A 26,834-nucleotide genomic window follows, 5' to 3' on the forward strand; every position below is an offset into this window, starting at 1 on the left:
CTCCGGTTTTTCTTTGTGCTATAGTAGCGCCCCTTTTTCGTAAAGCTCATTTATTCGCCATGTCGCCAGAAATTCAGCCTACTGTTTACCCCGCTCACCGTTTCTCGATCGCGCCGATGCTCGACTGGACGGACAGGCATTGTCGTTACTTCCTGCGTCAGCTCTCCCGCCATACGCTGCTCTACACCGAAATGGTGACGACGGGCGCCATTATTCATGGTAAAGGTGACTATCTGGCCTACAGCGAGGAAGAGCATCCGGTGGCCTTGCAGCTCGGAGGAAGCGACCCGGCTGCGCTGGCGCAATGTGCAAAACTGGCTGAACAGCGCGGTTATGATGAGATCAACCTGAACGTAGGTTGCCCGTCCGATCGCGTGCAGAACGGCATGTTTGGCGCCTGCCTGATGGGTAATGCGCAACTGGTTGCCGACTGTGTTAAAGCGATGCGTGATGTCGTAACGATCCCGGTGACCGTGAAAACACGTATCGGGATTGACGACCAGGACAGTTACGAGTTCCTTTGCGATTTCATCAACACCGTCGCCGGCAAAGGCGAATGTGAGACCTTTATCATCCATGCGCGTAAAGCCTGGCTCTCTGGTCTGAGCCCGAAAGAGAACCGCGAGATCCCGCCGCTGGATTACCCACGGGTTTATCAGTTAAAGCGTGATTTCCCGCATCTGACCCTTGCCATTAACGGGGGCATTACGTCGCTGGAAGCGGCGAACGCCCATCTTGAACACATGGATGGCGTCATGGTGGGGCGCGAAGCCTATCAAAATCCAGGGATCCTGGCGCGAGTTGATCGCGAGATTTTCGGCGTGGATGGTCCGGATGCCGATCCGGTGGCCGTGGTGCGTGCCATGTATCCTTATATTGAAAATGAGCTGAGACAAGGCACCTATCTTGGCCATATCACGCGACACATGCTGGGTCTCTTCCAGGGCATCCCTGGTGCACGCCAGTGGCGGCGTTACCTCAGCGAAAATGCGCACAAGCCCGGCGCTGATGTCGCCGTGCTGGAACATGCGTTGAGCCTGGTGGCTGGTCGTTAAATTTTCACTACTTGTTGGTCAATTTCACCAAACCCTGCACTTGATGGCAGGGTTTTTTGTTGATAAATCAACGATAAAAATTCTGGCACGTTTCTTGATATATCTCTGGCATAGAGTCCAGGTTATGACTCATTTATCGGGAGCGCACCATGCTGGAATTACTGTTTGTTATCGTCTTTTTTATTGTGTTACTGGCGACAGGCGTGTCGGTATTAGGCATTCTGGCGGCTATCCTGGTTGCCACCGCTTTGATGTTTGTCGGCGGTTTGTTCGCCATGATGATTAAACTGTTACCGTGGCTGCTGCTCGCCGTGGCGGTTGTTTGGGTGATACGCGCGGTCAAAGCTCCAAAAGTGCCTCAATATCAGCGCAATAAGCGCTGGCGTTACTAAAGGTTTGAGTGCTTGATCACAACCTCAACACTTTTTCAGGCACATCGCTAAGAACCGAATAGGATTTAGATATCAAATCTGTCACTATCGCGCCGTTAACGAATTCATCGCGCTGTACCCTACATACAGCCGAACTAAAAAAAGAATGGGCTTCCCTCGGGAAGCCCTAATTCTTTCTTCCTCGTCATCATTCATGCCGTAGATGCGTGGCTGCTTTCATTCGCCCTGGTCACTTACCTGAATCAGCTTCCAGGGATTCATTCAATTGCCGCTTTTCTGCAACGTAAATTATTTAGAAGATGCAGGAATCAGCAAACTTGACCCTTGCGTGGCACGACTTTCCAGCATCTCATGCGCCCGCTGCGCATCCTCAAGTGCGAATTTCTGCGTATCGGCCACATCAACTTTTATCACGCCGCTGGCAATCAATGAGAAGAGTTCATTGCTGGCCTCTTCCAGCTCCTCCCGCGTGGTCACGTAGCCGTTCAGCGAGGGACGCGTGGCGTAAAGTGACCCCTTTTGATTAAGAATGCCAAGATTCACGCCTGTTACCGGTCCTGAGGCGTTACCGAAGCTGACCATCAGCCCCTGGCGTTGCAGGCAGTCCAGCGAGCTTTCCCAGGTATCTTTACCCACGGAGTCATACACCACGCGCACTTTTTTACCGCCGGTTATCTCTTTTACCCGCTCGACAACGCTCTCCTCACGGTAGTTAATGACCTGCCAGGCACCGGCCTGCAAGGCGCGCTGCGCTTTCTGGGCAGAGCCCACCGTACCAATGAGCTTCGCCCCCAGCGCTTTCGCCCACTGACAGGCAATCAGGCCCACGCCACCGGCTGCGGCGTGGAACAGAAAAGGCTCATCGGGCTTGATCTCATAGGTTTTGCGCAGCAGGTAAAAGACCGTCAGACCCTTCAGGAAGGAGGCCGCAGCCTGCTCAAATGAGATGGCATTCGGCAGGATGGCGACTTTATCGGCGGGAACATTATGCACTGAGCTGTAAGCGCCCAGCCCGGACTGAGCATAGACCACGCGGTCACCCACTTTAATGTGCTCAACCGCACTGCCTGTTTTGCTCACTACACCAGCCGCTTCAGTGCCGAGGCCAGCAGGCAGCGCTGGCGGTGGATAGAGGCCGCTACGTATATAAGTATCGATATAGTTAATGCCAATCGCTTTGTTTTCTACCTGCACCTCGTTCGCCGCGGGATCGGCGGGAGTGAATTCAACGGCTTGCAGAACATCCGGCCCACCATGCTTGTGAAATTCAATTCTTGTCGCCATGCTTCCTCCTGAATGTGATAATCTTTCGACCCATTCTCTATCTCGGTAACTCCATTCACTATGGCAGGAAATAAACCCTTCAACAAACCGACTGAACCCCGCGACAGACAGCTCGAGGGGATGAAAGTGCCTCCTCATTCTATTGAAGCGGAGCAGTCAGTGTTGGGCGGTTTAATGCTGGATAATGAGCGCTGGGACGACGTAGCTGAACGCGTAGTATCAGAAGATTTCTATACCCGCCCGCACCGCCATATCTTCACGGAAATGCATCGTCTTCAGGAGATGGGTAAGCCTATCGACCTGATTACACTGGCGGAATCGCTGGAACTGCAAGGGCAGCTGGACATCGTCGGCGGTTTTGCTTATCTGGCTGAATTGTCCAAAAACACGCCAAGTGCGGCGAATATCAGCGCTTATGCCGATATCGTCCGTGAACGTGCAGTCGTGCGTGAGATGATCTCCGTCGCCAATGAGATCGCCAGCGCGGGGTTTGACCCTCAGGGGCGCACCAGTGAAGACCTGCTCGACCTGGCTGAGTCGCGCGTTTTCAAAATAGCGGAAAGTCGCGCCAACAAAGATGAAGGCCCGAAAAACATCGCTGATGTGCTTGAGGCGACCGTTGCGCGTATTGAGCTGTTGTTCCAGCAGCCGCACGATGGCGTCACCGGCGTCAACACCGGTTATGACGACCTCAATAAAAAAACCGCGGGTTTGCAGCCTTCCGATTTGATCATCGTCGCCGCGCGTCCCTCGATGGGTAAGACCACTTTTGCGATGAACCTCGTCGAAAATGCGGCGATGTTGCAGGACAAACCGGTGCTTATCTTCAGTCTTGAGATGCCTTCTGAGCAAATTATGATGCGTTCGCTGGCCTCGCTGTCACGTGTGGACCAGACCCGTATTCGTACCGGGCAGCTGGATGACGAGGACTGGGCGCGAATCTCCGGCACCATGGGCATTTTGCTGGAAAAACGCAATATCTATATTGATGACTCATCCGGCCTGACGCCGACAGAAGTGCGTTCCCGTGCGCGCCGCATTGCGCGCGAGCACGGCGGGATCGGTCTTATCATGATCGATTACCTTCAGTTGATGCGCGTACCGTCGCTCTCAGACAATCGTACGCTTGAGATTGCCGAAATCTCCCGCTCGCTGAAAGCGCTGGCGAAAGAGCTGCAGGTGCCGGTGGTGGCGCTCTCCCAGCTAAACCGCTCCCTGGAGCAGCGCGCCGATAAACGCCCGGTGAACTCCGACCTGCGTGAATCCGGTTCCATCGAGCAGGATGCCGACCTGATCATGTTTATCTATCGTGACGAGGTCTATCACGAAAACAGCGACCTGAAAGGGATCGCAGAAATCATTATTGGTAAGCAACGTAACGGCCCTATCGGTACGGTGCGTTTGACCTTTAACGGGCAGTGGTCGCGTTTTGATAATTACGCAGGACCACAATACGACGACGAATAATCCTCGTCATCCTTTGAGCTGCAGCGGCGTTGCCTGCGTCCGCTCACTCCGTGAACGTAGTGGACTACGTTCACGGAGAGTCGTGGCTTTGCCGCCTAGCTGCAACTTAAATGATTCAGAGGATGGTCTATTTTTCATTTAGGCAAGGAATTCAAATGCAAGCGGCAACTGTTGTAGTCAACCGCCGCGCTCTGCGACATAACCTGCAACGCCTGCGCGAACTGGCTCCCGCCAGTCGCCTGGTGGCGGTTGTGAAAGCGAACGCCTATGGACACGGTCTTGTTGAGACCGCGCGAACGCTCCCCGATGCCGACGCTTTTGGCGTCGCCCGTCTCGAAGAGGCCCTTCGCCTGCGCGAAGGCGGCATCACTCATCCCATTCTGTTGCTCGAAGGTTTTTTTACCGCCGACGAGTTGCCTCTCGTGTCGGCTCAGCGCCTTGATACCGTAGTGCACAGCGTCGAACAGCTGGTGGCGCTGGAGTCCACCGACCTGGCGACTCCCGTCACCGTCTGGATGAAGCTCGACACCGGCATGCATCGCCTTGGCGTGAGTCCGGATGAGGCTGAGGCTTTCTATCAGCGCCTGACGCAGTGTAAAAATGTGCGTCAGCCGGTCAATATTGTCAGCCATTTTGCCCGTGCGGATGAGCCCGACTGTGGGGCTACCGAGCGCCAGATTGCTATCTTCACCACCTTCAGTGAAGGTAAACCGGGACAGCGTTCTCTTGCCGCCTCCGGCGGAACGCTCCTGTGGCCCCAGGCACATTTTGACTGGGTGCGCCCTGGCATCATTCTTTACGGTGTTTCGCCGCTTGACCGCCGTCCGTGGGGCGAAGATTTTGGTTTCCTGCCGGCGATGACTCTCACTTCCAGCCTTATCGCCGTGCGCGAACACAAAGCCGGTGAACCCGTGGGTTATGGCGGCACCTGGGTCAGTGAGCGTGACACCCGTCTGGGAGTGGTGGCGATGGGCTATGGCGATGGTTATCCGCGCTCGGTGCCATCCGGTACGCCGGTGCTGGTTAACGGGCGCGAAGTGCCAATCGTCGGCCGTGTGGCGATGGATATGATCTGTGTCGACCTGGGGCCGGAGTGTCAGGATCAGGTGGGCGATCCGGTTATCTTCTGGGGTGAAGGTCTGCCTGTTGAACGCATTGCGGAGCATACCGGCATCAGCGCCTATGAGCTGATAACGCGTCTGACCTCGCGTGCGGCGCTGAAATACGTTGATTAACCTGGAGTTTGCTCTCTTCCTCAACCTGGTCCTCTTCCCAAAGGGTGAGAGACCGAAATCAGCACGCTTTTCGCCCTCTCCCCGTGGGCTGAGGAATTTCCAGTAATATGACGTTTTACAGCGATATCACGGCGCAATGAGAATACAGCCGTCACCGCGATGACTGGGTCCGGCTGAAAATCGATGAGGCGTTGACGGCTGACCGGAGCCGCCCGCAGGGAGGCAGGCTGGTCCCCGACCCGATAGTCAGACGATATAAGCATCATGGACCGCGAAGCGGCGATTTTCCTGGCCGGGAGCCCGGGTCGCCAGGGTGGTGGCGGTGAACCACCCTGGCACGTTCACGGGTTCTGACGCTACAGAAAAGCAAGGAACATGAGGTGAACGGAATGACCACCAGAGCCGCATGTTCCCCTCACCCTGACCCTCTCCCCAAAGGGGCGAGGGGACCGACCGTGCTCGTATTATTTTGTGGGGATTCCTCAGCCCCGTGGGAGAACGCCGGGCTGAAGGCACCAGACGATGAGGTGTAAACATCTCTCTCGACCTTCCTCCGCTTCCGGTTTATTGTGTCTTTCTTGCCACTGTAAACCTGGAGAACCACCTCGTGTTTCAGAAAGTTGACGCCTATGCGGGCGACCCTATCCTGACGTTGATGGAGCGTTTTAAAGAAGACCCCCGTAGCGACAAAGTAAACCTCAGCATCGGGCTCTATTATAACGAAGAGGGTATCATTCCTCGTCTGCAGGCGATTGCCGAAGCCGAAGCTCGTCTGAATGCTCAGCCGCACGGGGCGTCACTTTATCTGCCGATGGAAGGGTTGAACAGCTACCGCCATACCATCGCCCCCCTGCTGTTTGGGGCCGATCACCCGGTCCTGGCGCAAAAACGCCTGGCGACCATCCAGACGCTGGGCGGCTCCGGCGCGTTGAAAGTGGGTGCCGATTTCCTTAAACGCTACTTCCCGAATTCCGGCGTCTGGGTCAGCGACCCTACCTGGGAAAATCACGTTGCTATCTTTGAAGGTGCCGGTTTCACCGTCAGCACTTATCCCTGGTTCGACAGCGAAACTAACGGCGTGCGCTTCGCGGCGCTGCTTGAAACACTGGAGGCGCTGCCGGCGCAGAGCATCGTGTTGCTGCATCCGTGCTGCCATAACCCGACCGGCTCCGATCTGAGTAACGATCAATGGGATGCGGTGGTGGCCGCGCTCAAAGCACGCAACCTGATCCCGTTCCTCGACATCGCGTATCAGGGCTTTGGCGCTGGCATGGAAGAGGATGCCTACGCCATTCGCGCGGTTGCGGATGCCGGCCTGCCTGCGCTGGTAAGCAACTCGTTTTCCAAAATTTTCTCCCTTTATGGTGAGCGTGTCGGCGGCCTGTCGGTGGTTTGTGAAGATGCTGATGCAGCCAGTCGCGTACTGGGTCAACTGAAAGCTACGGTCCGTCGCAACTACTCCAGCCCGCCAAATTTTGGTGCTCAGTTGGTCGCAACCGTGCTTAGTGATACGGCGCTGAAAGCCTCATGGCTGGCGGAAGTGGAAACCATGCGCATCCGTATTCTGTCCATGCGTCAGGCACTGGTTACCGTGCTGAAAGAGGCGGTGCCTGGCCGTAACTTTGATTGTCTGCTGCAGCAGCGCGGCATGTTCAGCTACACCGGCCTGAGCCCGGCGCAGGTTGACCGTCTGCGTGACGAGTTTGGCGTTTACCTCATCGCCAGCGGACGCATGTGTGTCGCTGGTCTTAACAGCCGCAACGTTCACCGCGTGGCGCAGGCATTTGCCGCCGTAATGTAACCGCCCACTTTTCCTCCCGCCGGGGAGGAAAATGCCCTAAAAAGTGCAGAAACGACTTTCCATACCCCGCTTCAGGGGGTATGGTCGAACGGTTTTTTAATCATTTGCACAAATTCTAAGCATAACGAACTGAAAATTTAGGGATAAATATGCGAAAAATTACAGTGGCACTCTGCTTATCATTTTCGCTTTTCAGCGCGGTCTCTGCTCTTGCCTCCACGCCAACGCCTGACAATACCGCTGGGACCAATGTTGCCAGACTCGCCGAACAGGTTCCCGTGCATTGGGTCTCCGTCGCTCAGATTGAAAACAGCCTTGTGGATCGCCCGCCGATGGCCGTAGGATTTGATATCGACGACACGGTGCTCTTTTCGAGTCCGGGCTTCTGGCGCGGGAAAAAAATCTACTCCCCGGACAGCGACGCATATCTGCAAAATCCTGAATTCTGGGAAAAGATGAACAACGGCTGGGACGAGTTCAGCATTCCAAAAGAGGTGGCGCGCGCGCTGATTGCGATGCACGTGAAGCGAGGCGATCGCCTCTTTTTCGTGACGGGGCGCAGCCAGACTGCGACCGAAAGCGTAACCAAAACTTTGCAGGACGACTTCCTGATCCCCGCCGCCAACATGAACCCGGTAATTTTCGCCGGCGATAAGGCCGGGCAAAATACCAAAACCCAGTGGCTGATGGATAAGCAGATCAAAATCTTCTACGGGGATTCGGACAACGATATTACCGCAGCCAAAGCGGCTCAGGCGCGACCGGTGCGCATTCTGCGCGCTTCAAACTCTACCTACCGGCCGCTGCCGCAGGCGGGGGCGTACGGCGAAGAGGTCATTGTTAACTCAGAATACTGAAGTTTTTTACTGCCTGATTAAACAAAAAAGCCTTAGCGGGTTTTACCTTTTGCTGACTTGCTGCACACTTAAAAAGATTCGTCTTTCACAATGGAGCAGCAGATGTGGTATCAACAAACGTTAACGTTGGACGCTAAATCACGTGGTTTTCATTTAGTCACTGACGAGGTGTTGGGGCAGATCCATGATTTGCACCGCATCAAAACGGGATTGTTACATCTGCTGCTACAGCATACTTCTGCTTCTCTTACCCTCAATGAAAACTGCGACCCTACCGTGCGTCACGACATGGAGCAGCATTTTCTCAAGACCGTACCTGAAAATGCGCACTATGAGCACGACTATGAAGGGCCGGATGATATGCCTTCACATATCAAGTCCTCCATGCTTGGCGTGTCCCTGATGCTACCCATTTCTCACGGGCGCGTTCAGCTTGGCACATGGCAGGGGATCTGGCTGGGAGAGCATCGTATCCACGGCGGCTCGCGACACATCATCGCGACGCTACAAGGAGAATAAAGATGACCATTTCGGAGTTATTACAGTACTGCATGGCGAAAAAGGGCGCAGAGCAGAGCGTTCACAGTGACTGGAAAGCCACGCAAATCAAAGTATCTGACGTATTGTTTGCGATGGTGAAAGAGGTGGACGGGCGTCCGGCGGCGTCACTGAAAACCAGCCCGGAGCTGGCGGAGTTGCTTCGTCAGCAGCATAAAGATGTGCGCCCCAGCAGGCATCTTAATAAAGCCCACTGGAGCACGGTCTATCTCGACGGCTCACTGCCCGACTCACAGCTCTACTACCTGGTTGATGCCTCGTATAATCAGGCGTTATCGCTGTTGCCTGATCCCGTCAGGCAACAGCTGTCCGTCTGACTACTTCAGTAACGGCTTCAGGAAGCGCGCCGTGTGCGAGGCTTCGCATTCGGCGACGGTTTCAGGCGTACCGGAGATGAGAATTTCCCCGCCGCCGCTACCGCCTTCCGGACCAAGATCGACAATCCAGTCGGCAGTTTTAATAACGTCCAGGTTGTGCTCAATCACCACGATAGTATTGCCCTGATCGCGCAACTGATGCAGCACTTCCAGCAGCTGCTGAATGTCCGCAAAGTGCAGACCGGTGGTGGGTTCATCCAGAATATACAACGTCTGACCGGTGCCACGTTTCGAAAGCTCACGCGCCAGCTTCACACGCTGTGCTTCACCGCCGGAGAGCGTGGTGGCAGACTGCCCCAGGCGGATGTAGGTCAGGCCGACATCCATCAGGGTTTGCAGCTTACGGGCCAGCGCTGGCACGGCGTCAAAGAATTCACGCGCCTCTTCGATGGTCATATCCAGCACTTCGTGGATCGTCTTGCCCTTGTACTTAATCTCCAGCGTTTCGCGGTTGTAGCGTTTGCCTTTGCACTGGTCGCACGGCACGTAAATATCCGGCAGGAAGTGCATTTCAACTTTGATGACGCCATCGCCCTGGCAGGCTTCGCAGCGTCCGCCACGGACGTTAAAGCTAAAGCGCCCAGGGGTGTAGCCACGAGAGCGGGACTCCGGCACGCCAGCGAAAAGTTCGCGTACCGGCGTAAACACCCCGGTATAGGTTGCCGGGTTTGAACGCGGTGTGCGGCCAATCGGACTCTGATCGATGTCGATAACTTTATCGAAATGTTCCAGCCCTTTGATATCGCGATAAGGCGCGGGTTCCGCCAGCGTTGCGCCGTTGAGTTGGGTCTGGGCAAGCGGGAAGAGGGTGTCATTAATCAGGGTTGATTTACCGGAGCCGGAGACGCCGGTAATGCAGGTAAACAGGCCAACCGGCAGCGTCAGCGTCACGTCTTTAAGGTTGTTACCGCGTGCGCCGGTCAGTTTCAGCACTTTTTCCGGGTCAGCCTTAACGCGTGATGCTGGTACGGTGATCTGCCGCTTACCGCTCATGAACTGGCCGGTGAGTGACTCTGGTACCGCCATAATGTCATCCAGCGTACCTTCTGCAACAACCTGGCCGCCGTGAACGCCGGCGCCAGGGCCGATATCAATCACGTGGTCCGCGGCGCGGATGGCATCTTCATCATGTTCAACCACAATGACGGTATTGCCGAGATTGCGCAGGTGAATCAATGTACCGAGCAGGCGCTCGTTATCACGCTGATGCAGGCCAATCGACGGCTCATCCAGGACGTACATCACCCCCACCAGACCAGCACCAATCTGGCTCGCCAGACGGATACGTTGCGCTTCGCCACCGGAGAGGGTCTCCGCCGAGCGGGAAAGCGTCAGGTAGTTCAGGCCAACGTTGACCAGGAATTTCAGGCGATCGCCAATCTCTTTCAGCACTTTTTCGGCGATTTTAGCCCGCTGACCAGAAAGCTTCAGGTTAGTGAAGAAGTCCATCGCGTGGCCAATGCTCATATCCGAAATGGTTGGCAGCGGCGTATTTTCAACATAGACGTGGCGTGCTTCACGGTTCAGACGCGTCCCTTCGCAGCTCGCACACGGGCGATTGCTGATGAACTTTGCCAGTTCTTCACGCACCGCAGAGGACTCGGTCTCTTTATAGCGGCGCTCCATATTATGCAGCACCCCTTCAAACGGATGGCGGCGCACGGAGGTGTCGCCGCGATCGTTCATGTATTTGAACTCGATGCTCTCTTTTGCGGAACCAAACAGCACCACTTTATGGACGTTTGCGCTCAGGCTTGCCCAGGGCGCGTCCACATCGAATTTGTAGTGGTCAGCCAGCGACTTCAACATCTGGAAATAGTAAAAATTGCGCCGATCCCAGCCGCGAATAGCGCCGCCCGCGAGGGACAGTTCAGGATTCTGAATAACGCGATCCGGGTCGAAATACTGCTGCACGCCGAGGCCGTCGCAGGTAGGGCAGGCGCCAGCCGGGTTGTTGAACGAGAACAGGCGCGGTTCCAGTTCACGCATGCTGTAGCCACAAACTGGGCAGGCAAAGTTGGCGGAGAAGAGCATCTCTTCCGCTTTGGTGTCGTCCATATCGGCGACAATCGCCGTACCGCCGGAGAGCTCCAATGCAGTTTCAAAAGATTCCGCCAGGCGTTGGGCTAAATCCTCACGGACCTTGAAGCGGTCAATCACCACCTCGATGGTGTGTTTCTTTTGCAGTTCAAGCGACGGCGGATCGGAAAGGTCGCATACTTCACCATCAATACGTGCGCGGATGTAGCCCTGGCTGGCCAGATTTTCCAGCGTCTTGGTGTGTTCACCTTTTCGCTCTTTAATAACCGGCGCGAGGAGCATCAGGCGCTTGCCTTCCGGCAGGGCCAGTACGTTATCCACCATCTGACTGACGGTCTGCGCCGCCAGCGGCACGTCATGATCCGGGCAGCGCGGCTCGCCAACGCGAGCATACAGCAGACGAAGGTAGTCGTGGATTTCCGTGATGGTCCCGACCGTAGAGCGCGGGTTGTGCGAGGTGGATTTTTGCTCAATGGAAATCGCAGGCGACAGCCCTTCGATGTGGTCAACGTCCGGTTTTTCCATCAGGGAGAGGAACTGGCGGGCGTAGGCAGAGAGCGACTCTACATAGCGGCGCTGCCCTTCGGCGTACAGGGTGTCGAAAGCCAGTGATGATTTACCTGAACCCGACAGCCCGGTCACGACAATCAGCTTGTCGCGTGGGATGACGAGGTTGATGTTTTTGAGATTGTGGGTGCGTGCGCCCCGTACTTCGATCTTATCCATTCACCTTTCCCGGTAATGACTCGGAATGCCTGGTTTGTTTGAAGGACAACCGGCAGAAACGGCTAATTATGACACAATTTAACCTGGCTGAATATACAGTATTGGAATGCGCATTCTGATTAAGTGTGCAACAATGTATGGATCGTGCGAATGCCGGGAGATGCTTCGAAACTATCGAAAGGCCACGTGGAAATGGTACACTCGCGCGCTTACACTATTTAGAAATGTTTTCAGGAGACACGATCATGGCCAGCAGAGGCGTAAACAAGGTGATTCTCGTCGGTAATCTGGGGCAGGACCCGGAAGTACGCTACATGCCGAGTGGTGGTGCAGTGGCCAACATTACGCTGGCGACCTCCGAATCCTGGCGCGATAAAGCGACGGGTGAGATGAAAGAGCAGACTGAATGGCACCGTGTTGTGCTGTTTGGCAAACTGGCTGAAGTCGCCGGTGAATACCTGCGCAAAGGTTCTCAGGTCTATATCGAAGGTCAGTTGCGTACCCGTAAATGGACAGATCAGTCTGGTACTGAAAAGTACACCACTGAAGTCGTGGTTAACGTTGGTGGCACCATGCAGATGCTCGGTGGTCGCCAGGGTGGCGGTGCGCCGGCAGGTGGCAATATGGGCGGCGGCCAGGGTCAGCAGGGCGGCTGGGGTCAACCTCAACAACCGCAGGGTGGCAACCAGTTCAGCGGCGGTGCACAGTCCCGTCCGCAGCAGCAGTCTGCGCCAGCGCAGTCTAACGAACCACCGATGGACTTTGACGACGATATCCCGTTCTGATGGATGTCCGAAACGGCGCATTAAGCCACTGACTAAAACCCTCGCAATGACGAGGGTTTTTTGTCTCTGCCATCCAGATATAAAAAAAGCTCCACGCGGGAGCTTTTGCATCAGGTAATCACCATTGGCCATTCCGGCGGCGCTTTTGCTGATATTTCCGTCATGATATTGACCAGGTTATGCCAGACGTTGGCTGCGTCCATCAGGGTAATACCCAGCAGACCGGTGGCAAACCAGCAGGCCGCGACAAGCCCCAGTCCACTACTGATAACGGCAAGGCCGATATAATCCGCTTTACGAAACCGAATATTCAGTGTGCTGGCCATAAACATCAGCACTGCACTCAATATCTGCCAGCGTAAGAGAACAACGCCGGTGGTTAAGGTTGCCATGAAACTATCCTCAAAAAGAAACAAAGCTCAGGCGGACAGGCGTGGGCCATGCCCATTATGGGCTGGCAGTGCTTGAGTCCGCAGGGGGTAGCGCATCAGGTTGAAACAGTGTTGCTGCTTTCAATAATGTGAACTATATCACGTTTGTTCTTTTATTCACCAGCCTGATACGTGTAAATTTTGGCTGAAAAGCGGGAGCGGGGCATCAAAGGGATAGCTTCTGTCACCCCTTCGCCACGCAGGAAAGAGTGAACCTGTAAAGGCGTACAGGTAGCCTGCGGGGCAACAGATACTTTAATTTTACTTACGCTTACCGGAAACATCATGTGCTGCCGCGAAGCATAGGGGAGAGAGTAAGAAGGGGTGAATGCAAGAGCATTATCGCTATTTTCAGTCGTAAATGATCGGGCATGCAATAGCTGAAAAAATATCCTACCGGCCCGCCTTTTTTTTATCCTGTGGGAAGTTTGACTTAATCAACGATAGTATGTTGCGCAATCAAAAAAAACGTCTGAACAGTGGATAAAGGCATTCCTTAATATAAACATAACGCATACTTTTAGTTTGGCTTACGGACAAATATTATCGTCATAACCAAATATTAGGTTTTTAATGAGAAAAGTAAGTTGCTAATGTCGTATGATTCATGCAACGTAATCACCTGTTTATCAAAGCATCCTGCCTACATTACATGCAGGCACACTAAATGCAGGGATATAGGCGGAAATGAATCATAGCGTGCGTCGCAAGATGCTGAGACTTGTCGGGATCATCGTGGTAGTGCTCCTGCCGGTGATGCTGTCGCTATGGTTTGCGCATGTACGTGCAGTGAAGGAAACAGGAGCGCATTTCAACGTCGAGTGACAGCTATTATCAGTCCCTCTATCACCAGGCAACGCTGACTCTGCCGTTGGGGATGATATGCAGTATTATTGTGTTGCTGATGTGGTCACGAACACGACAGGAGTTTAACTCCCCACGTCGGTTACTTCATCGGGCATTAGCAAAACATCAGCTGAAACTTCATTACCAACCTATTATTGATATAAAAAATGGCCAATGCGTGGGTGCTGAAGCATTATTACGCTGGCCTGGTTTTAATGGCCCGGTAATGAGCCCGGCGGAATTTATTCCGTTGGCAGAAAAAGAGGGGATGATTGAGCGTGTCACCGATTATGTGGTTGACGAACTTTTTCAGGATTTAGGCGATTTTCTGGCTAAGTGGCCTGAGCTTTATATTTCGGTCAATCTTTCAGCAGTAGATTTTCACTCATCAAGGCTCATTGCCCTTATTTCTAATAAAGCCCGCGAATATTCGGTCCGTGCAGAGCAAATTAAAATAGAAGTCACTGAGCGCGGGTTTATTGACGTCCCTAAAACAACACCCGTCATTCAGGCATTTCGTCAGGCAGGTTATGAAGTCGCAATTGATGATTTTGGTACTGGTTATTCAAACTTACATAACCTGTATTCATTAAATGTCGATATTCTGAAGATAGATAAATCCTTTATCGATACCCTGACTACCAATAGCACCAGCCATCTCATCGCCGAACACATTATCGAGATGGCGCACAGTCTGCGGTTAAAAATCATCGCTGAAGGGGTGGAAACCGGTGAGCAGGTCACCTGGTTGCTCAAGCGCGGCGTGCAGTTTTGTCAGGGCTGGCACTTTGCGAAGGCGCTCCCCCCGCAGGACTTCATGGCCTGGGTTAAGCAGCCGCCTCCACTAAAGTAATTACCCCGGCGGCCGCTACGCGTGATGACGATAGTCGCTGGGTGTCCGATCAAATTCACGACGAAACACCCGAGAAAACGTCTGTTGCGAGACATATCCCAGATCCATCGCAATATCAAAAATCGGACGCTGCGTAGTGCGCAGTGCTTCCGCCGCCAGTAACAACCGACGCTGACGAATATAATCGCCCAGGGTTTGATGCGTTACCGTGCGGAACATCCTTTGCAGATACCATTTAGAATAGCCTGACTTTCTGGCGACAACATCAATGTTCAACGGTTGGTCGATATGCTCATCAATCCATTCCGTCAGTGTTTGAATAATCTGCTGATGGGACATATTGGTGCCTCTTTCTCGATTCGTCGATTTGTCTGCGCTGGAGTATAATTCCTCAAGTTAACTTGAGGTAAAGGGGTTTTATGGCAGTAAAATCACCGCGTATAAAAGCGCTGTTATCGCCGGGAGAAGTGGCTAAGCGTAGCGGGGTAGCGGTCTCTGCATTGCACTTTTATGAAAGCAAAGGGCTGATTAAAAGCACGCGAAATAGTGGTAATCAGCGGCGTTATACGCGTGATGTGTTGCGTTATGTGGCGATTATCAAGATTGCCCAGCGCATTGGCATCCCGCTGGCGACCATTCACGATGCTTTTGGTGTGTTGCCGGAAGGGCATACGTTGAGCGCAAAGGAGTGGAGGCAGCTCTCCTCTCAATGGCGTGAGGAGCTCGACAGACGTATTCATACTCTGGTGGCACTGCGTGACGAGCTCGATGGCTGTATCGGCTGCGGTTGTCTGTCGCGCAGCGACTGCCCGTTGCGTAACCCTGGCGACCAGTTAGGCCAGCAGGGTACCGGCGCGCGGTTGCTGGAAGAGGAGTGATAGCGCCAGTGCGCGCTGCAAAAAACTAAAGCGCACGGCAGGGGCGCTTTAGTCGTTCCGGTCTTTGCCTTTCTCTCTATCCCACTCATCTCTGGGAGGGTTTCCCCCGACTTCAGCACCCCTCAGGTAGACAGGAGGTTCCGGATTGTGCTGACACCTTTAGTATAGATCCTGCTTAAAAAACAACCCGCTCGTGCCGCGACTTTTTAGGAATTTTTTTATCCAACGGCCAGCCTTTTCTATAGTTAATTCGAATAAATTGTTATTCAACTAACCTGGGGAGACCACCATGCTTACCGTGCATCATCTGAACCAATCACGTTCCCAGCGGGTGCTCTGGGCCCTGGAAGAGTTAGAGCAACCCTACCAGATCGTCCGCTATCAGCGTGAGAAAACCATGCTTGCCCCGGATTCACTCAAAAAAGTCCATCCACTGGGTAAGTCTCCGGTGCTGGAAGATGGCGGGCTGGTGATTGCCGAATCCGGCGCTATCCTTGAGTACCTTCAGGAAACCTATGATCCTGAACAGCGCTTTAAACCGCAGGACCCCGCCATGCGCCAGCAGTATCGGTTCTGGCTGCATTATGCAGAAGGTTCGCTGATGCCGTTGTTACTGATGAAACTGGTATTTTCCAGTCTGGGTAAAGCGCCGGTGCCGTTTGGCTTTCGAACAATAGGCAAAGCCCTGGGCGGCGGCATTCAAAAAGCCTGGCTGAATAAACAAATAACGACTCATGCCCGGTTTATTGAATCTGAACTGGCGCACCGTCCCTGGTTTGCAGGGGAGGCGCTAAGCATGGCTGACGTGCAGATGAGCTTCCCCATCTTTGCCTTACTTGCCAGAGGCGGCCTTGACGACCTTCCCAATACCAAAGCCTGGCAAAAACGCGTTGAACAGCGTCCGGCCTGGCAACGGGCGATACAGCAGGGTGGACCTTTTGAGCTACCGGGCAGCGAAAAGTGATCCCGAAATGTTGCAAAGTTGCGCACCCACGATAACGTTTGCGCATATGGCGGTTATTTCTTCACCGCCATAAGCGAAAATTAGCAAAAAGCGGCAAAGTTCTGTTGAAAAGCGGTATCTAAACGCTGGATAATCGTTTGCCTTTTTCTTCCAACCGTTTTGTATGCGCGGAGTTAAACGTTTGCTTTTTGTGACACCCCTTTGTCACAAAGCATAGGGAAACGACGTTTGACACGCAGTGGACTGTCCGCCGCGTATACCAACGAACGATAAAAATTCTCAGGGGATGTTTTCTATGTCTACGCCTTCAGCGCGTACCGGCGGTTCGCTTGACGCTTTCTTTAAAATTTCTGCCCGTGGCAGCACGGTTCGTCAGGAAGTTGTCGCCGGTTTAACCACTTTTCTGGCAATGGTCTATTCCGTCATTGTGGTGCCCGGCATGCTGGGCAAAGCAGGCTTTCCGCCCGCTGCGGTTTTTGTGGCAACCTGCCTGGTTGCCGGTGTGGGTTCTATCGTCATGGGCCTGTGGGCGAATCTGCCGCTGGCTATCGGTTGTGCTATCTCGCTGACGGCGTTCACCGCATTTAGCCTGGTGCTGGGTCAGCAGATCAGCGTCCCGGTTGCGTTAGGTGCAGTGTTCCTGATGGGGGTATTGTTCACCGTGATTTCCGCTACGGGCATTCGTAGCTGGATCCTGCGCAACCTGCCGCAGGGCGTTGCGCATGGCACGGGTATCGGTATCGGCCTGTTCCTGCTGCTGATTGCGGCCAATGGCGTGGGTCTGGTTGTGAAAAATCCTCTGGACGGTCTGCCGGTTGCGCTGGGTCATTTCGCCAGCTTCCCGGTCATCATGTCGCTGATTGGTCTTGCGGTCATCATCGGTCTGGAAAAACTGAAGGTGCCGGGCGGTATCCTGCTGACCATCATTGGTGTCTCCATCGTCGGCCTGATTTTCGATCCGAGCGTCCACTTCTCCGGCATCTTCGCGATGCCATCGCTCAGTGATGACAAAGGTAATTCGTTAATTGGTAGCCTGGATATCATGGGTGCGCTGAATCCGGTTGTTCTGCCAAGCGTGCTGGCGCTGGTGATGACCGCCGTGTTTGATGCCACCGGCACGATCCGCGCGGTAGCCGGGCAGGCGAATCTGCTGGATAAAGACGGCCAAATCATTGATGGCGGTAAAGCGCTGACCACTGACTCCCTGAGCAGCGTCTTCTCCGGGCTGGTGGGGGCTGCGCCTGCGGCGGTCTATATCGAATCGGCAGCGGGTACAGCGGCTGGCGGGAAAACCGGTCTGACTGCGCTGACTGTAGGTGTATTGTTCCTGTTGATTCTGTTCCTCTCGCCGCTCTCTTATCTTGTACCGGCTTACGCCACCGCTCCTGCGCTGATGTACGTCGGCCTGCTGATGCTCAGTAACGTCGCTAAAATTGATTTTGCTGATTTTGTGGATGCGATGGCGGGCCTCATCACGGCGGTGTTTATCGTGCTGACCTGTAACATCGTAACCGGCATCATGATCGGTTTTGCCTCGCTGGTTATTGGCCGCGTGGTTTCCGGTGAGTTCCGTAAGCTGAACATTGGCACCGTCGTGATTGCGGTGGCGCTGGTGGTCTTCTATGCCGGTGGCTGGGCTATCTAAAGCAATGCTGGATGGCAAAAACGGGCGGCGCTGGCCGCCCGTTCTCATTTTTGCGCACATCTCGTTATCATTGCGTTAAGCTGGATGTTCTATTATCAAGGCATGACGCCTTTATAAAAAACATTGCAACAGGGAACGCATGGAACTCTTTTTTACCATTCTCATCATGATCCTCGTGGTATCGCTCTCCGGGGTCGTTACCCGTGTTTTACCCTTCCAGATCCCCCTCCCGCTGATGCAAATTGCCATCGGCGCGCTGTTGGCTTTTCCTACGTTTGGTCTGCACGTGGAGTTTGATCCGGAACTGTTTCTGGTCCTCTTTATCCCGCCGCTGCTCTTCGCTGATGGCTGGAAAACACCGACGCGAGAGTTTCTCGAGCATGGGCGAGAGATCTTCGGTCTTGCGCTGGCGCTGGTCGTTGTGACCGTCGTGGGAATTGGTTTTCTCATCTATTTTCTGGTGCCAGGCATTCCACTGGTACCGGCTTTTGCGTTAGCTGCGGTGTTGTCACCCACCGATGCGGTGGCATTGTCGGGTATTGTCGGCGAAGGGCGCATTCCAAAGAAAATCATGGGTATTTTGCAGGGTGAGGCGCTGATGAATGACGCCTCTGGCCTGGTGTCGCTAAAATTTGCCGTGGCCGTGGCAATGGGCACGATGGTCTTCACCATCGGCGGTGCCACCGTCGAATTTTTCAAAGTGGCCATCGGCGGCATTCTCGCCGGGTTTGTGGTGAGCTGGCTGTATGGTCGCTCACTGCGTTTTCTCAGCCGCTGGGGTGGTGATGAACCTGCTACCCAGATAGTTCTGCTGTTCCTTCTGCCGTTCGCCTCTTATCTGATTGCTGAACATATTGGTTTCTCCGGTATCCTGGCGGCGGTGGCGGCGGGGATGACCATCACCCGTTCCGGCATGATGCGTACCGCGCCGCTGGCTATGCGCCTGCGAGCCAACAGCACGTGGGCGATGCTGGAGTTTGTCTTCAATGGCATGGTGTTCCTGCTGTTAGGCCTGCAGCTGCCGGGTATTCTGGAGTCCTCTCTGGTGGCGGCGGAGGCCGATCCCAATGTCGAAACCTGGATGCTGTTTACTGACATCGTACTGATTTATCTGGCGCTGATGCTGGTCCGCTTTGGCTGGTTGTGGACCATGAAAAACTTCAGCAAACGCTTTTTACGCAAGAAGCCGATGGAGTTTGGTTCCTGGAGCACACGTGAGCTGCTGATTGCCACCTTTGCGGGCGTGCGTGGGGCCATTACCCTGGCGGGTGTGTTGTCTGTTCCCCTGTTCCTGCCAAACGGTATGGACTTCCCGGCCCGGTATGAACTGGTGTTCCTCGCCGCGGGCGTTATCCTCTTCTCGCTGTTTGTAGGGGTGATTGCCCTGCCGCAACTGCTCCAGCACATTGAAGTGCGTGACCATACGCAGCAGTTCAAAGAAGAACGCATGGCTCGTGCAGCAACGGCAGAAGTGGCGATTGTCGCGATCCAGAAGATGGAAGAGCGCATGGCGGCAGATGCTGAAGAGAACATCGATAATCAGCTGCTTACCGAAGTCAGCTCAAGGGTTATCGGAAACCTGCGACGTCGTGCGGATGGCCGTAATAATGTCGAAAGTTCGCTAATGGAAGAGAACCTGGAGCGGCGCTTTCGTCTGGCGGCACTGCGGTCAGAGCGCGCTGAGTTGTACCATCTGCGTGCAACCCGTCAAATCAGTAATGAGACGCTGCAGAAGATGCTTCACGATCTGGACTTACTGGAGTCACTGCTGGTAGAGCACAAATAAACCTTTTGCCCGCCCGGTAACGAGACGCTTACCGGGCTGTGGCGTCAAAGACCGTTGTGGTCGTGTTCAGAAAAAATCCCTCGCAGCACGTCAGCCACGCTCTGGCGCTGTGTGATAAGTAAACGCCGTCGCGCCAGATCAACCCCAACCGCCAGCGCAAATCGCTCTCCAGTGGAACCCAGTTTAGCGTCTGCCTGTCGAGACGCTGACAGATTGGCTCAGGCAAAATAGCAATGCCCACGCCAGCCTGCACCATCGCGGCAAGAAAATCCCACTGCCCGCTGCGTACCGCAATTTGCGGTTTCACACCATGTTCACTGAAGAGCTGATTAAGCTGGCGGCTTAAGGCGAAATCCTCGTTGTAGATGAGCAGCGGGTGGTCGGCAAGCAGTGCCGGCGTAATGGATTTCATGGTGTGCCACTCACCGGAACGCGGCGTCAGCACACAGAGCGGATGGCTGAACAGGGGGAGGGCGGCAAGGCCGCTGTCCGACGCTACCGGCAGGGCCGTCATGGCGACATCAAGCTCCCCATTAATGACAGCCTGCTGCACCGATAAGCCACCAAACTCAGCAATTTTCAGCTCGACCCCTGGATAGCGTTGGCGAAATAAACCGATGGGACCCGCCATTAACATGCCAACCATCGGGGGAATACCCAGGCGCAGCACGCCGCTGTTCAGCGCGTTGATATCACCCAGTTCGTCCTCCAGCTGGCGAAATTCAGTAAGAATTGCCAGGCCACGTTCGAACACCACCCGTCCGGTATCAGTGAGCAATAATTTGCGCCCGTCACGAATAAGCAGTGTGCAGTTAAGTTCATCCTCAAGGTTTTTAAGCATCTTGCTGATGGTAGGCTGCGTGACGAATAAGCGCTCCGCTGCGCGCGTGAAACTTTGCTGGCGCACCACCTCGACAAAATAACGCAGCGTTCGGATATCCATCATTATTCCTTAAGACCCTGCCTGCAATGAGTTTAATGTATTTCTGAACGCAGCGGTGGCACTCTGTACGCGGCCTCTGTCTCATTTGTGCAAGAAATAGTGATGAAAATAACCTGAGTCTCCTCAGTGTCTGCAGGTAATAAAAAACGCATCGCTGCCGGCTGCATAAAACCCCATAAAGCCCAACAAAAAAATAGCGCGGAGTGACCCGCGCTGCTCATTCTCTATTGCTGCTTTCTGAGGCGCGACACCAGTTCAAATTCGCTGAAATTGACCGGGCGCTGTTGCTGCATTGACAGATTTCCCGCAATGCCGGTCAGAATAGACATGGCCCCTGCCCGGTGGTCGGCCGCGCGCTGAAGCGGATCATGGCCTGGCGTGCCGAACAGGTCGGCGAGCATCGCGTTATCGCCGCCGCCATGACCCCCTTCACCCAGGGTAAAATCCGCCTCCCAGGCGGGCGCAAACATCGGGAATACCGTAATATTGCAGGACTCCAGACTACCCTCGTCAGCGCGCGCGCCTCCGGCGTTAACGTAGGATTTTTCAACGATTTTCATCTCAAGTCGCCCAAGACTGCCGTTAAACACCACGTTCAGTCCCTCCCAGGGCAAGTACGTATTCAGCGAATAACTGAGCTGGCACTGGTTCTGGTATTTCACCAGTACTGAGAGCGTATCTTCGATGGTGATCCCATCGCTGAATACGCTCTGATCGCGCCAGTAGTTATCCTCATGTTCTGCATCGAGATAGAGCGCTTTGAGCTGCGGATTTTCCTCCATATGCAGCGCGAAAGGGTCATTTTTCGCCGCCGGATAGCCGTGAGCCCGTGGATAAAAGTCGGTAACGCCACGCTTTTCCGCATTCTCTTTACCATAAAAACGGAGCGCCCCTTCGGCGTAAACCCGCTGCGGGTAACTATCAAGCCAGAAGTTCATCAGATCGAAATGGTGAGTGGATTTGTGGACCAGCAGGCCGCCGCTGTTGCGTTTCTCCCGGTGCCAGCGACGGAAATAATCTGCACCGTGCTCGGTATTCAGTAGCCATTCGAAATGGACAGAGTAAACCTCGCCAATGGCACCGCTCATTAACAGTTCGCGCACTTTACTGTGGTGAGGCGCATAGCGGTAATTGAAGGCCACACGCACGGTATGGCCGGTCTCTTCAATGGCATCGAGAATACGCAGGGCGCGTTTTTCATCAATGGTCATCGGTTTTTCGGTTATAACATCGCAGCCTGCTTTCAGCGCCCGCACAATATAATCATCATGCGTGCGGTCCATCGTGGTGACAATAATAATATCCGGGCGCGTTTCATGGATCATCGCTTCAAATTGCCCGGCAGGCCAGGTCGAAACCGGCTCTGCGCCTTCTTTTGTTAATAAGGTATTGGCATACTGCATTCGCGTCTGATTGGTATCACAAAAGGCGACCATCCGCGCATTCTCTTTCCACTGCCCCCCGATGGCGGCAATATAAAGCCCGGCACGTCCCCCTGTACCCACAAGAGCATATTTCTTCATAGCATCCTCTTTGACTCAATGAATAAGCGTATCTAAGTAATAAAACAATGTTTCAGTTTGCTTGTTTACTGTAACGCTACGGCTGAGGATGGATACTGTGCGGGGAGAAAAATGTGATCCCCGGCCAGAATGACCGGGGAGTGTGATTAATGCGCGCGACCTTGATCGATGCCAATACCCGTTTGCGAACGGATAAACTGCGCACGGAACTGCTCGCGTTCACGCAGCCCTTCGGCGGTATTATCGGTAATTGAGAAGATCCAGATACCAATAAAGGCCACGGCGATGGAGAAGAGTGCCGGATATTCATAAGGGAATATCGGAGCGGCATTACCCAGGATCTTCACCCAAATGGTCGGGCCCAGCACCATCAGAATAACCGCGGTCAAAAGCCCCAGCCAGCCGCCAATCATTGCGCCACGGGTGGTCAGTTTGGACCAGTACATGGAGAGCAGAATGATCGGGAAGTTACAGCTGGCAGCAATGGAGAACGCCAGGCCTACCATGAAGGCAATATTCTGATTTTCAAACAGAATACCCAGAAGAATGGCGACGACACCCAGCACCAGCACGGTAATTTTCGACACTCTCAGCTCATCACGTTCGGTTGCCCCTTTACGGAACACGTTAGCATAGAGGTCATGAGACACCGCCGAAGCACCTGCCAGCGTGAGGCCGGCCACTACCGCCAGAATGGTGGCGAAGGCTACGGCTGAGATAAAGCCAAGGAACAGGTTACCGCCCACGGCGTTCGCCAGATGGACAGCGGCCATGTTGTTGCCGCCAATCAATGCACCTGCCGCATCTTTAAAGGCCGGATTCGCCCCCACCAGCATGATGGCACCAAAGCCGATGATAAAGGTCAGGATGTAGAAGTAGCCCATAAAACCGGTGGCATAAAAGACGCTTTTACGCGCCTCACGTGCATCACTCACCGTGAAGAAGCGCATCAGAATGTGTGGCAGACCTGCCGTACCGAACATCAGACCCAGCCCCAGAGACAAGGCGGATATAGGATCTTTCACCAGCCCTCCCGGGCTCATAATGGCAGACCCTTTGGGGTGTACCGCCATCGCTTCGGTGAAAAGGTTATTGAAGCTAAAGCCAACGTGTTTCATCACCATAAAGGCCATAAAGGTGGCGCCAAACAGCAGCAGCACGGCTTTGATGATCTGCACCCAGGTGGTAGCGAGCATGCCACCGAAGAGTACATACATCACCATCAGCACACCCACCAGCACCACGGCAACATGGTAGTTCAGGCCGAACAGCAGCTGAATGAGCTTACCGGCACCCACCATCTGTGCGATGAGGTAAAGCGCGACCACCACCAGCGAGCCGCAGGCAGAGAGTGTGCGAATCGGCCCCTGTTTCAGGCGGTAGGAGGCGACGTCAGCAAAGGTGTAGCGACCAAGATTACGCAGACGTTCGGCAATCAGAAACAGAATGATAGGCCAGCCCACCAGGAAGCCCAGTGAGTAGATGAGCCCGTCATACCCGGAAGTAAAGACCAGCGCGGAGATGCCGAGAAACGACGCCGCCGACATATAGTCTCCGGCAATCGCCAGGCCGTTCTGAAAGCCGGTAATATTGCCGCCCGCCGTATAATAGTCGCTACGGGTGCGGGTACGTTTTGAAGCCCAGTATGTGATACCGAGCGTGAACGCCACGAAAATCACAAACATAATGATCGCCTGCCAGTTGGTTGGCTGACGCTGCACAGCTCCGGTGAGCGCATCCGCCGCCTGAGAGGCGAAAGAGGTGACGAGAAGTGGGGCGGCGAGCGCCATCAAAAAACGTTTCATGGTGCTTTTACCTCTTGCAGAACCGCTCTGTTCAGACGATCAAACTCGCCGTTGGCACGCCAGACGTAAACGCCGGTGAGAATAAATGAAATCAGGATCACACCCACGCCAATCGGAATACCGCGCGTGATGCTACTGCCGTCGGAAATCGGTGTCCCGAGCCAGCCAGGGGCGAAAGCGATAAGCAGAATAAAGCTGACGTAAATCACCAGCATAATAAGCGACAATATGGTGGCAAACCGTTGCCTTTTTTCGACTAACTCCCTGAAATGCGCGTTGTTTTCAATCCGTTGATAAATGGTGTCATTCATCACAGAGTCTCCAGAGGTATCCCCTTCGTCTTTCGCGCCGCAGGTGCGTTGGCTGCGCTCGTTACTCGGCCCATCCCTGGGCCTCGCCCCTGACGGGGCCGTTACAAGTAACGTTCAAATCTGTTCCATACAGATTTGTCACCCCAGTCACATAGTTCACTATGCTCCTGAGGATGTGCTCGCTTGCCGCCTTCCTGCAACACAAAATCCTTTGGGGAGGGGTTTTTTATATTATTCCCTCCCCCGGATGGGAGAGGGGTAGGGTGAGAATAACGTTACGATGGCATGGTGATGGCCTGCTTCTCTTCGAGCAGTTTGTCCACGACACCAGGATCGGCCAGAGTGGATGTATCGCCCAAATTGCTGGTATCTCCGGCGGCAATCTTGCGCAGAATGCGGCGCATGATCTTGCCTGAGCGGGTTTTGGGTAACGAGTCGGTCCAGTGCAGCACGTCCGGCGTCGCCAGCGGGCCAATCTCTTTACGCACCCAGTTACGGACCTCAGTGTAGAGCGCAGGGGTCGGCTCTTCTCCGTGGTTCAGCGTGACATAGGCGTAGATAGCCTGGCCTTTAATATTGTGCGGAATACCGACCACCGCGGCTTCGGCGATTTTCGGGTGAGAGACCAGCGCTGACTCAATCTCGGCGGTGCCCAGACGGTGTCCGGAGACGTTCAGCACATCATCCACGCGACCGGTTATCCAGTAATAACCATCGTCGTCACGACGTGCGCCGTCGCCACTGAAGTACATGTTTTTGAAGGTGGAGAAGTAGGTCTGCTCAAAACGGTCATGGTCGCCAAAGAGCGTGCGGGCCTGTCCCGGCCAGGAGTCGACAATCACCAGGTTACCCTCGGTCGCTCCTTGCTGGGGATTCCCTTCGTTATCCACCAGCGCAGGCTGCACACCGAAGAACGGACGCGTCGCGGAACCGGCTTTCAGCTGGGTAGCGCCGGGCAGCGGCGTTATCATGAACCCCCCGGTTTCGGTCTGCCACCAGGTGTCCATCACCGGGCATTTTTCGTTGCCGATTTTTTTCCAGTACCACTCCCAGGCTTCCGGGTTGATTGGCTCGCCCACGGACCCGAGAATGCGCAGTGAAGAACGGTCAGTCCCTTCAATCGCTTTGTCGCCTTCGGCCATCAGGGCGCGAATCGCGGTCGGTGCGGTGTAAAGAATATTCACCTTGTGCTTATCGACCACCTGGCTCATGCGTGCCGGGGTTGGCCAGTTTGGTACGCCCTCAAACATCAGCGTGACCGCGCCACAGGCCAGCGGCCCGTACAGCAGGTAGCTGTGTCCGGTGACCCAGCCGACGTCGGCGGTACACCAGTAGACATCGCCATCATGATAGTCGAAGACATATTTAAAGGTGCTTGCGGCATACACCAGATAGCCGGCAGTGGTGTGCAGCACCCCTTTCGGCTTGCCGGTTGAACCCGAGGTATAAAGGATAAACAACGGATCTTCCGCATTAACTTCAACCGGCTGGTGCTCGTCGCTGGCGGTTGCAGTCAGCGCATCCCACCACAGGTCGCGGCCTTCATGCCACTCAATGTTGCCGCCGGTACGCTTGAGTACAACCACATGTTCAACGGTTTTGACGCTTGGGTTTTTCAGCGCATCATCGACGTTCTTTTTCAGCGGAATGCTGCGTCCTGCGCGTACCCCTTCATCGGCGGTTATCACCAGCCGTGAACTGGAATCCACGATGCGCCCGGCAACGGCTTCGGGTGAGAAGCCGCCGAAGATAACCGAGTGAACCGCACCGATGCGCGCGCAGGCGAGCATGGCGACGGCAGCTTCAGGCACCATCGGCATATAAATAGCCACGACATCGCCTTTTTTGATGCCAAGATCCACCAGTACATTGGCAAAGCGGCAGACGTCACGGTGCAGTTCGCGGTAAGTGATGTTTTTACTTTGCGTCGCATCATCACCTTCCCAAATAATCGCGGTCTGATCGCCACGCGTGGAAAGGTGTCTGTCCAGGCAGTTAGCCGCAAGGTTAAGCGTGCCGTCTTCATACCATTTAATTGAAATATTGCCTGGCGCGAAGGAGGTATTTTTTACCTTCTGATAAGGTTTAATCCAGTCAAGGATTTTACCCTGCTCGCCCCAGAACGCATCCGGGTCGGTGACCGATTGCTGATATTTCGCCTCGTACTGCTCCGGATTAATCAGGCAACGCTCCGCAATATTTGCGGGAATATCGTGTTTATGGATTTGGCTCATGGCTTTTGCTCTCCTTGTAGGATGTTAATGATATGTCA

Annotated in this window: 22 protein-coding genes and 1 pseudogene; 14 read left to right on the forward strand and 9 right to left on the reverse strand. The window is 54.4% G+C overall.

Annotated elements, in window-relative coordinates:
- The first annotated feature begins 59 nt into the window (after window positions 1-59).
- Window positions 60-1,055 carry a tRNA dihydrouridine(20/20a) synthase DusA gene (gene dusA, locus M1D91_RS01645; RefSeq protein ID WP_437432161.1) on the forward strand — a complete coding sequence of 332 codons (996 nt, stop codon included), beginning with the start codon at window positions 60-62 and terminating at the stop codon, window positions 1,053-1,055.
- A 149-nt stretch (window positions 1,056-1,204) separates the two neighbouring features.
- Window positions 1,205-1,447 carry an envelope stress response protein PspG gene (gene pspG, locus M1D91_RS01650; RefSeq protein ID WP_437432160.1) on the forward strand — a complete coding sequence of 81 codons (243 nt, stop codon included), beginning with the start codon at window positions 1,205-1,207 and terminating at the stop codon, window positions 1,445-1,447.
- A gap of 288 nt (window positions 1,448-1,735) precedes the next feature.
- Here pspG and M1D91_RS01655 read toward each other — a convergent pair whose 3' ends face one another.
- Entirely contained in the window at window positions 1,736-2,731 is a 996-nt protein-coding gene (locus tag M1D91_RS01655) for a quinone oxidoreductase (RefSeq protein WP_437432159.1), read from the reverse strand.
- A gap of 60 nt (window positions 2,732-2,791) precedes the next feature.
- Here M1D91_RS01655 and dnaB point away from each other — a divergent pair, with 60 nt between their 5' ends.
- The 6 genes from dnaB to M1D91_RS01685 all read left to right on the forward strand — a co-directional run bounded on the left by dnaB (window position 2,792) and on the right by M1D91_RS01685 (window position 8,966).
- Window positions 2,792-4,198, forward strand: coding sequence for a replicative DNA helicase (gene dnaB / locus M1D91_RS01660; protein WP_437432158.1), 1,407 nt, complete (start codon window positions 2,792-2,794; stop codon window positions 4,196-4,198).
- Between the two features lie 155 nt (window positions 4,199-4,353).
- Window positions 4,354-5,433, forward strand: coding sequence for an alanine racemase (gene alr, locus M1D91_RS01665; protein WP_437432157.1), 1,080 nt, complete (start codon window positions 4,354-4,356; stop codon window positions 5,431-5,433).
- 607 nt (window positions 5,434-6,040) lie between these two features.
- Window positions 6,041-7,234, forward strand: a complete 1,194-nt coding sequence (gene tyrB, locus M1D91_RS01670; protein ID WP_437432156.1) for an aromatic amino acid transaminase — start codon at window positions 6,041-6,043, stop codon at window positions 7,232-7,234.
- A 149-nt stretch (window positions 7,235-7,383) separates the two neighbouring features.
- Window positions 7,384-8,091, forward strand: coding sequence for an acid phosphatase AphA (gene aphA, locus M1D91_RS01675; protein ID WP_437432155.1), 708 nt, complete (start codon window positions 7,384-7,386; stop codon window positions 8,089-8,091).
- A gap of 102 nt (window positions 8,092-8,193) precedes the next feature.
- On the forward strand, window positions 8,194-8,610 hold the full coding sequence (locus tag M1D91_RS01680; RefSeq protein ID WP_437432154.1) for a secondary thiamine-phosphate synthase enzyme YjbQ: 417 nt from the start codon (window positions 8,194-8,196) through the stop codon (window positions 8,608-8,610).
- Between the two features lie 2 nt (window positions 8,611-8,612).
- On the forward strand, window positions 8,613-8,966 hold the full coding sequence (locus tag M1D91_RS01685) for an MmcQ/YjbR family DNA-binding protein (RefSeq protein ID WP_437432153.1): 354 nt from the start codon (window positions 8,613-8,615) through the stop codon (window positions 8,964-8,966).
- On the opposite strand, the gene uvrA is transcribed toward M1D91_RS01685, so the two are convergent.
- Entirely contained in the window at window positions 8,967-11,792 is a 2,826-nt protein-coding gene (gene uvrA / locus M1D91_RS01690; RefSeq protein WP_437432152.1) for an excinuclease ABC subunit UvrA, read from the reverse strand.
- A gap of 245 nt (window positions 11,793-12,037) precedes the next feature.
- Here uvrA and ssb1 point away from each other — a divergent pair, with 245 nt between their 5' ends.
- Window positions 12,038-12,577 carry a single-stranded DNA-binding protein SSB1 gene (gene ssb1, locus M1D91_RS01695; RefSeq protein ID WP_437432151.1) on the forward strand — a complete coding sequence of 180 codons (540 nt, stop codon included), beginning with the start codon at window positions 12,038-12,040 and terminating at the stop codon, window positions 12,575-12,577.
- Window positions 12,578-12,687: 110 nt separating this feature from the next.
- On the opposite strand, the gene M1D91_RS01700 is transcribed toward ssb1, so the two are convergent.
- Window positions 12,688-12,969, reverse strand: a complete 282-nt coding sequence (locus tag M1D91_RS01700) for a YjcB family protein (RefSeq protein WP_437432150.1) — start codon at window positions 12,967-12,969, stop codon at window positions 12,688-12,690.
- An 847-nt stretch (window positions 12,970-13,816) separates the two neighbouring features.
- Between M1D91_RS01700 and M1D91_RS01705 the strand changes: the two are divergent.
- Window positions 13,817-14,707, forward strand: a pseudogene (locus M1D91_RS01705) (EAL domain-containing protein); the annotation flags it as partial.
- A gap of 15 nt (window positions 14,708-14,722) precedes the next feature.
- On the opposite strand, the gene soxS reads toward M1D91_RS01705, so the two are convergent.
- Complete coding sequence (soxS, locus tag M1D91_RS01710; RefSeq protein WP_437432149.1) at window positions 14,723-15,046, reverse strand: superoxide response transcriptional regulator SoxS; 324 nt, start codon at window positions 15,044-15,046, stop codon at window positions 14,723-14,725.
- Window positions 15,047-15,126: 80 nt separating this feature from the next.
- Here soxS and soxR point away from each other — a divergent pair, with 80 nt between their 5' ends.
- The 4 genes from soxR (at window position 15,127) to M1D91_RS01730 (ending at window position 19,980) form a co-directional block, all read left to right on the forward strand.
- The gene (gene soxR, locus M1D91_RS01715) at window positions 15,127-15,585 is read left to right on the forward strand and encodes a redox-sensitive transcriptional activator SoxR (protein WP_437432148.1); all 459 of its coding nucleotides are present in this window, start codon (window positions 15,127-15,129) and stop codon (window positions 15,583-15,585) included.
- A gap of 289 nt (window positions 15,586-15,874) precedes the next feature.
- Entirely contained in the window at window positions 15,875-16,549 is a 675-nt protein-coding gene (locus tag M1D91_RS01720; RefSeq protein ID WP_437432147.1) for a glutathione S-transferase family protein, read from the forward strand.
- A gap of 295 nt (window positions 16,550-16,844) precedes the next feature.
- Window positions 16,845-18,194, forward strand: a complete 1,350-nt coding sequence (ghxP, locus tag M1D91_RS01725; protein WP_437432146.1) for a guanine/hypoxanthine transporter GhxP — start codon at window positions 16,845-16,847, stop codon at window positions 18,192-18,194.
- Window positions 18,195-18,333: 139 nt separating this feature from the next.
- A complete protein-coding gene (locus M1D91_RS01730; RefSeq protein WP_437432145.1) occupies window positions 18,334-19,980 on the forward strand; it encodes a Na+/H+ antiporter in 1,647 nt (548 codons plus the stop codon).
- 28 nt (window positions 19,981-20,008) lie between these two features.
- Here the strand turns inward: M1D91_RS01730 and M1D91_RS01735 are convergent, their stop codons facing one another.
- The 5 genes from M1D91_RS01735 to acs all read right to left on the reverse strand — a co-directional run bounded on the left by M1D91_RS01735 (window position 20,009) and on the right by acs (window position 26,796).
- Entirely contained in the window at window positions 20,009-20,923 is a 915-nt protein-coding gene (locus tag M1D91_RS01735; RefSeq protein WP_437432178.1) for a LysR family transcriptional regulator, read from the reverse strand.
- A 224-nt stretch (window positions 20,924-21,147) separates the two neighbouring features.
- The gene (locus tag M1D91_RS01740) at window positions 21,148-22,446 is read right to left on the reverse strand and encodes a Gfo/Idh/MocA family protein (RefSeq protein WP_437432144.1); all 1,299 of its coding nucleotides are present in this window, start codon (window positions 22,444-22,446) and stop codon (window positions 21,148-21,150) included.
- A 146-nt stretch (window positions 22,447-22,592) separates the two neighbouring features.
- Entirely contained in the window at window positions 22,593-24,251 is a 1,659-nt protein-coding gene (gene actP / locus M1D91_RS01745; RefSeq protein ID WP_437432143.1) for a cation/acetate symporter ActP, read from the reverse strand.
- Window positions 24,248-24,562 (reverse strand): DUF485 domain-containing protein, encoded by a 315-nt coding sequence (locus M1D91_RS01750; protein ID WP_437432142.1) that lies wholly within the window; start codon window positions 24,560-24,562, stop codon window positions 24,248-24,250. The genes actP and M1D91_RS01750 overlap by 4 nt, the downstream gene beginning before the upstream one ends.
- A 275-nt stretch (window positions 24,563-24,837) precedes the next feature.
- Complete coding sequence (acs, locus tag M1D91_RS01755) at window positions 24,838-26,796, reverse strand: acetate--CoA ligase (RefSeq protein ID WP_437432141.1); 1,959 nt, start codon at window positions 26,794-26,796, stop codon at window positions 24,838-24,840.
- Window positions 26,797-26,834 lie beyond the last annotated feature (38 nt).

The organism is Enterobacter sp. SA197, assembly GCF_054131575.1.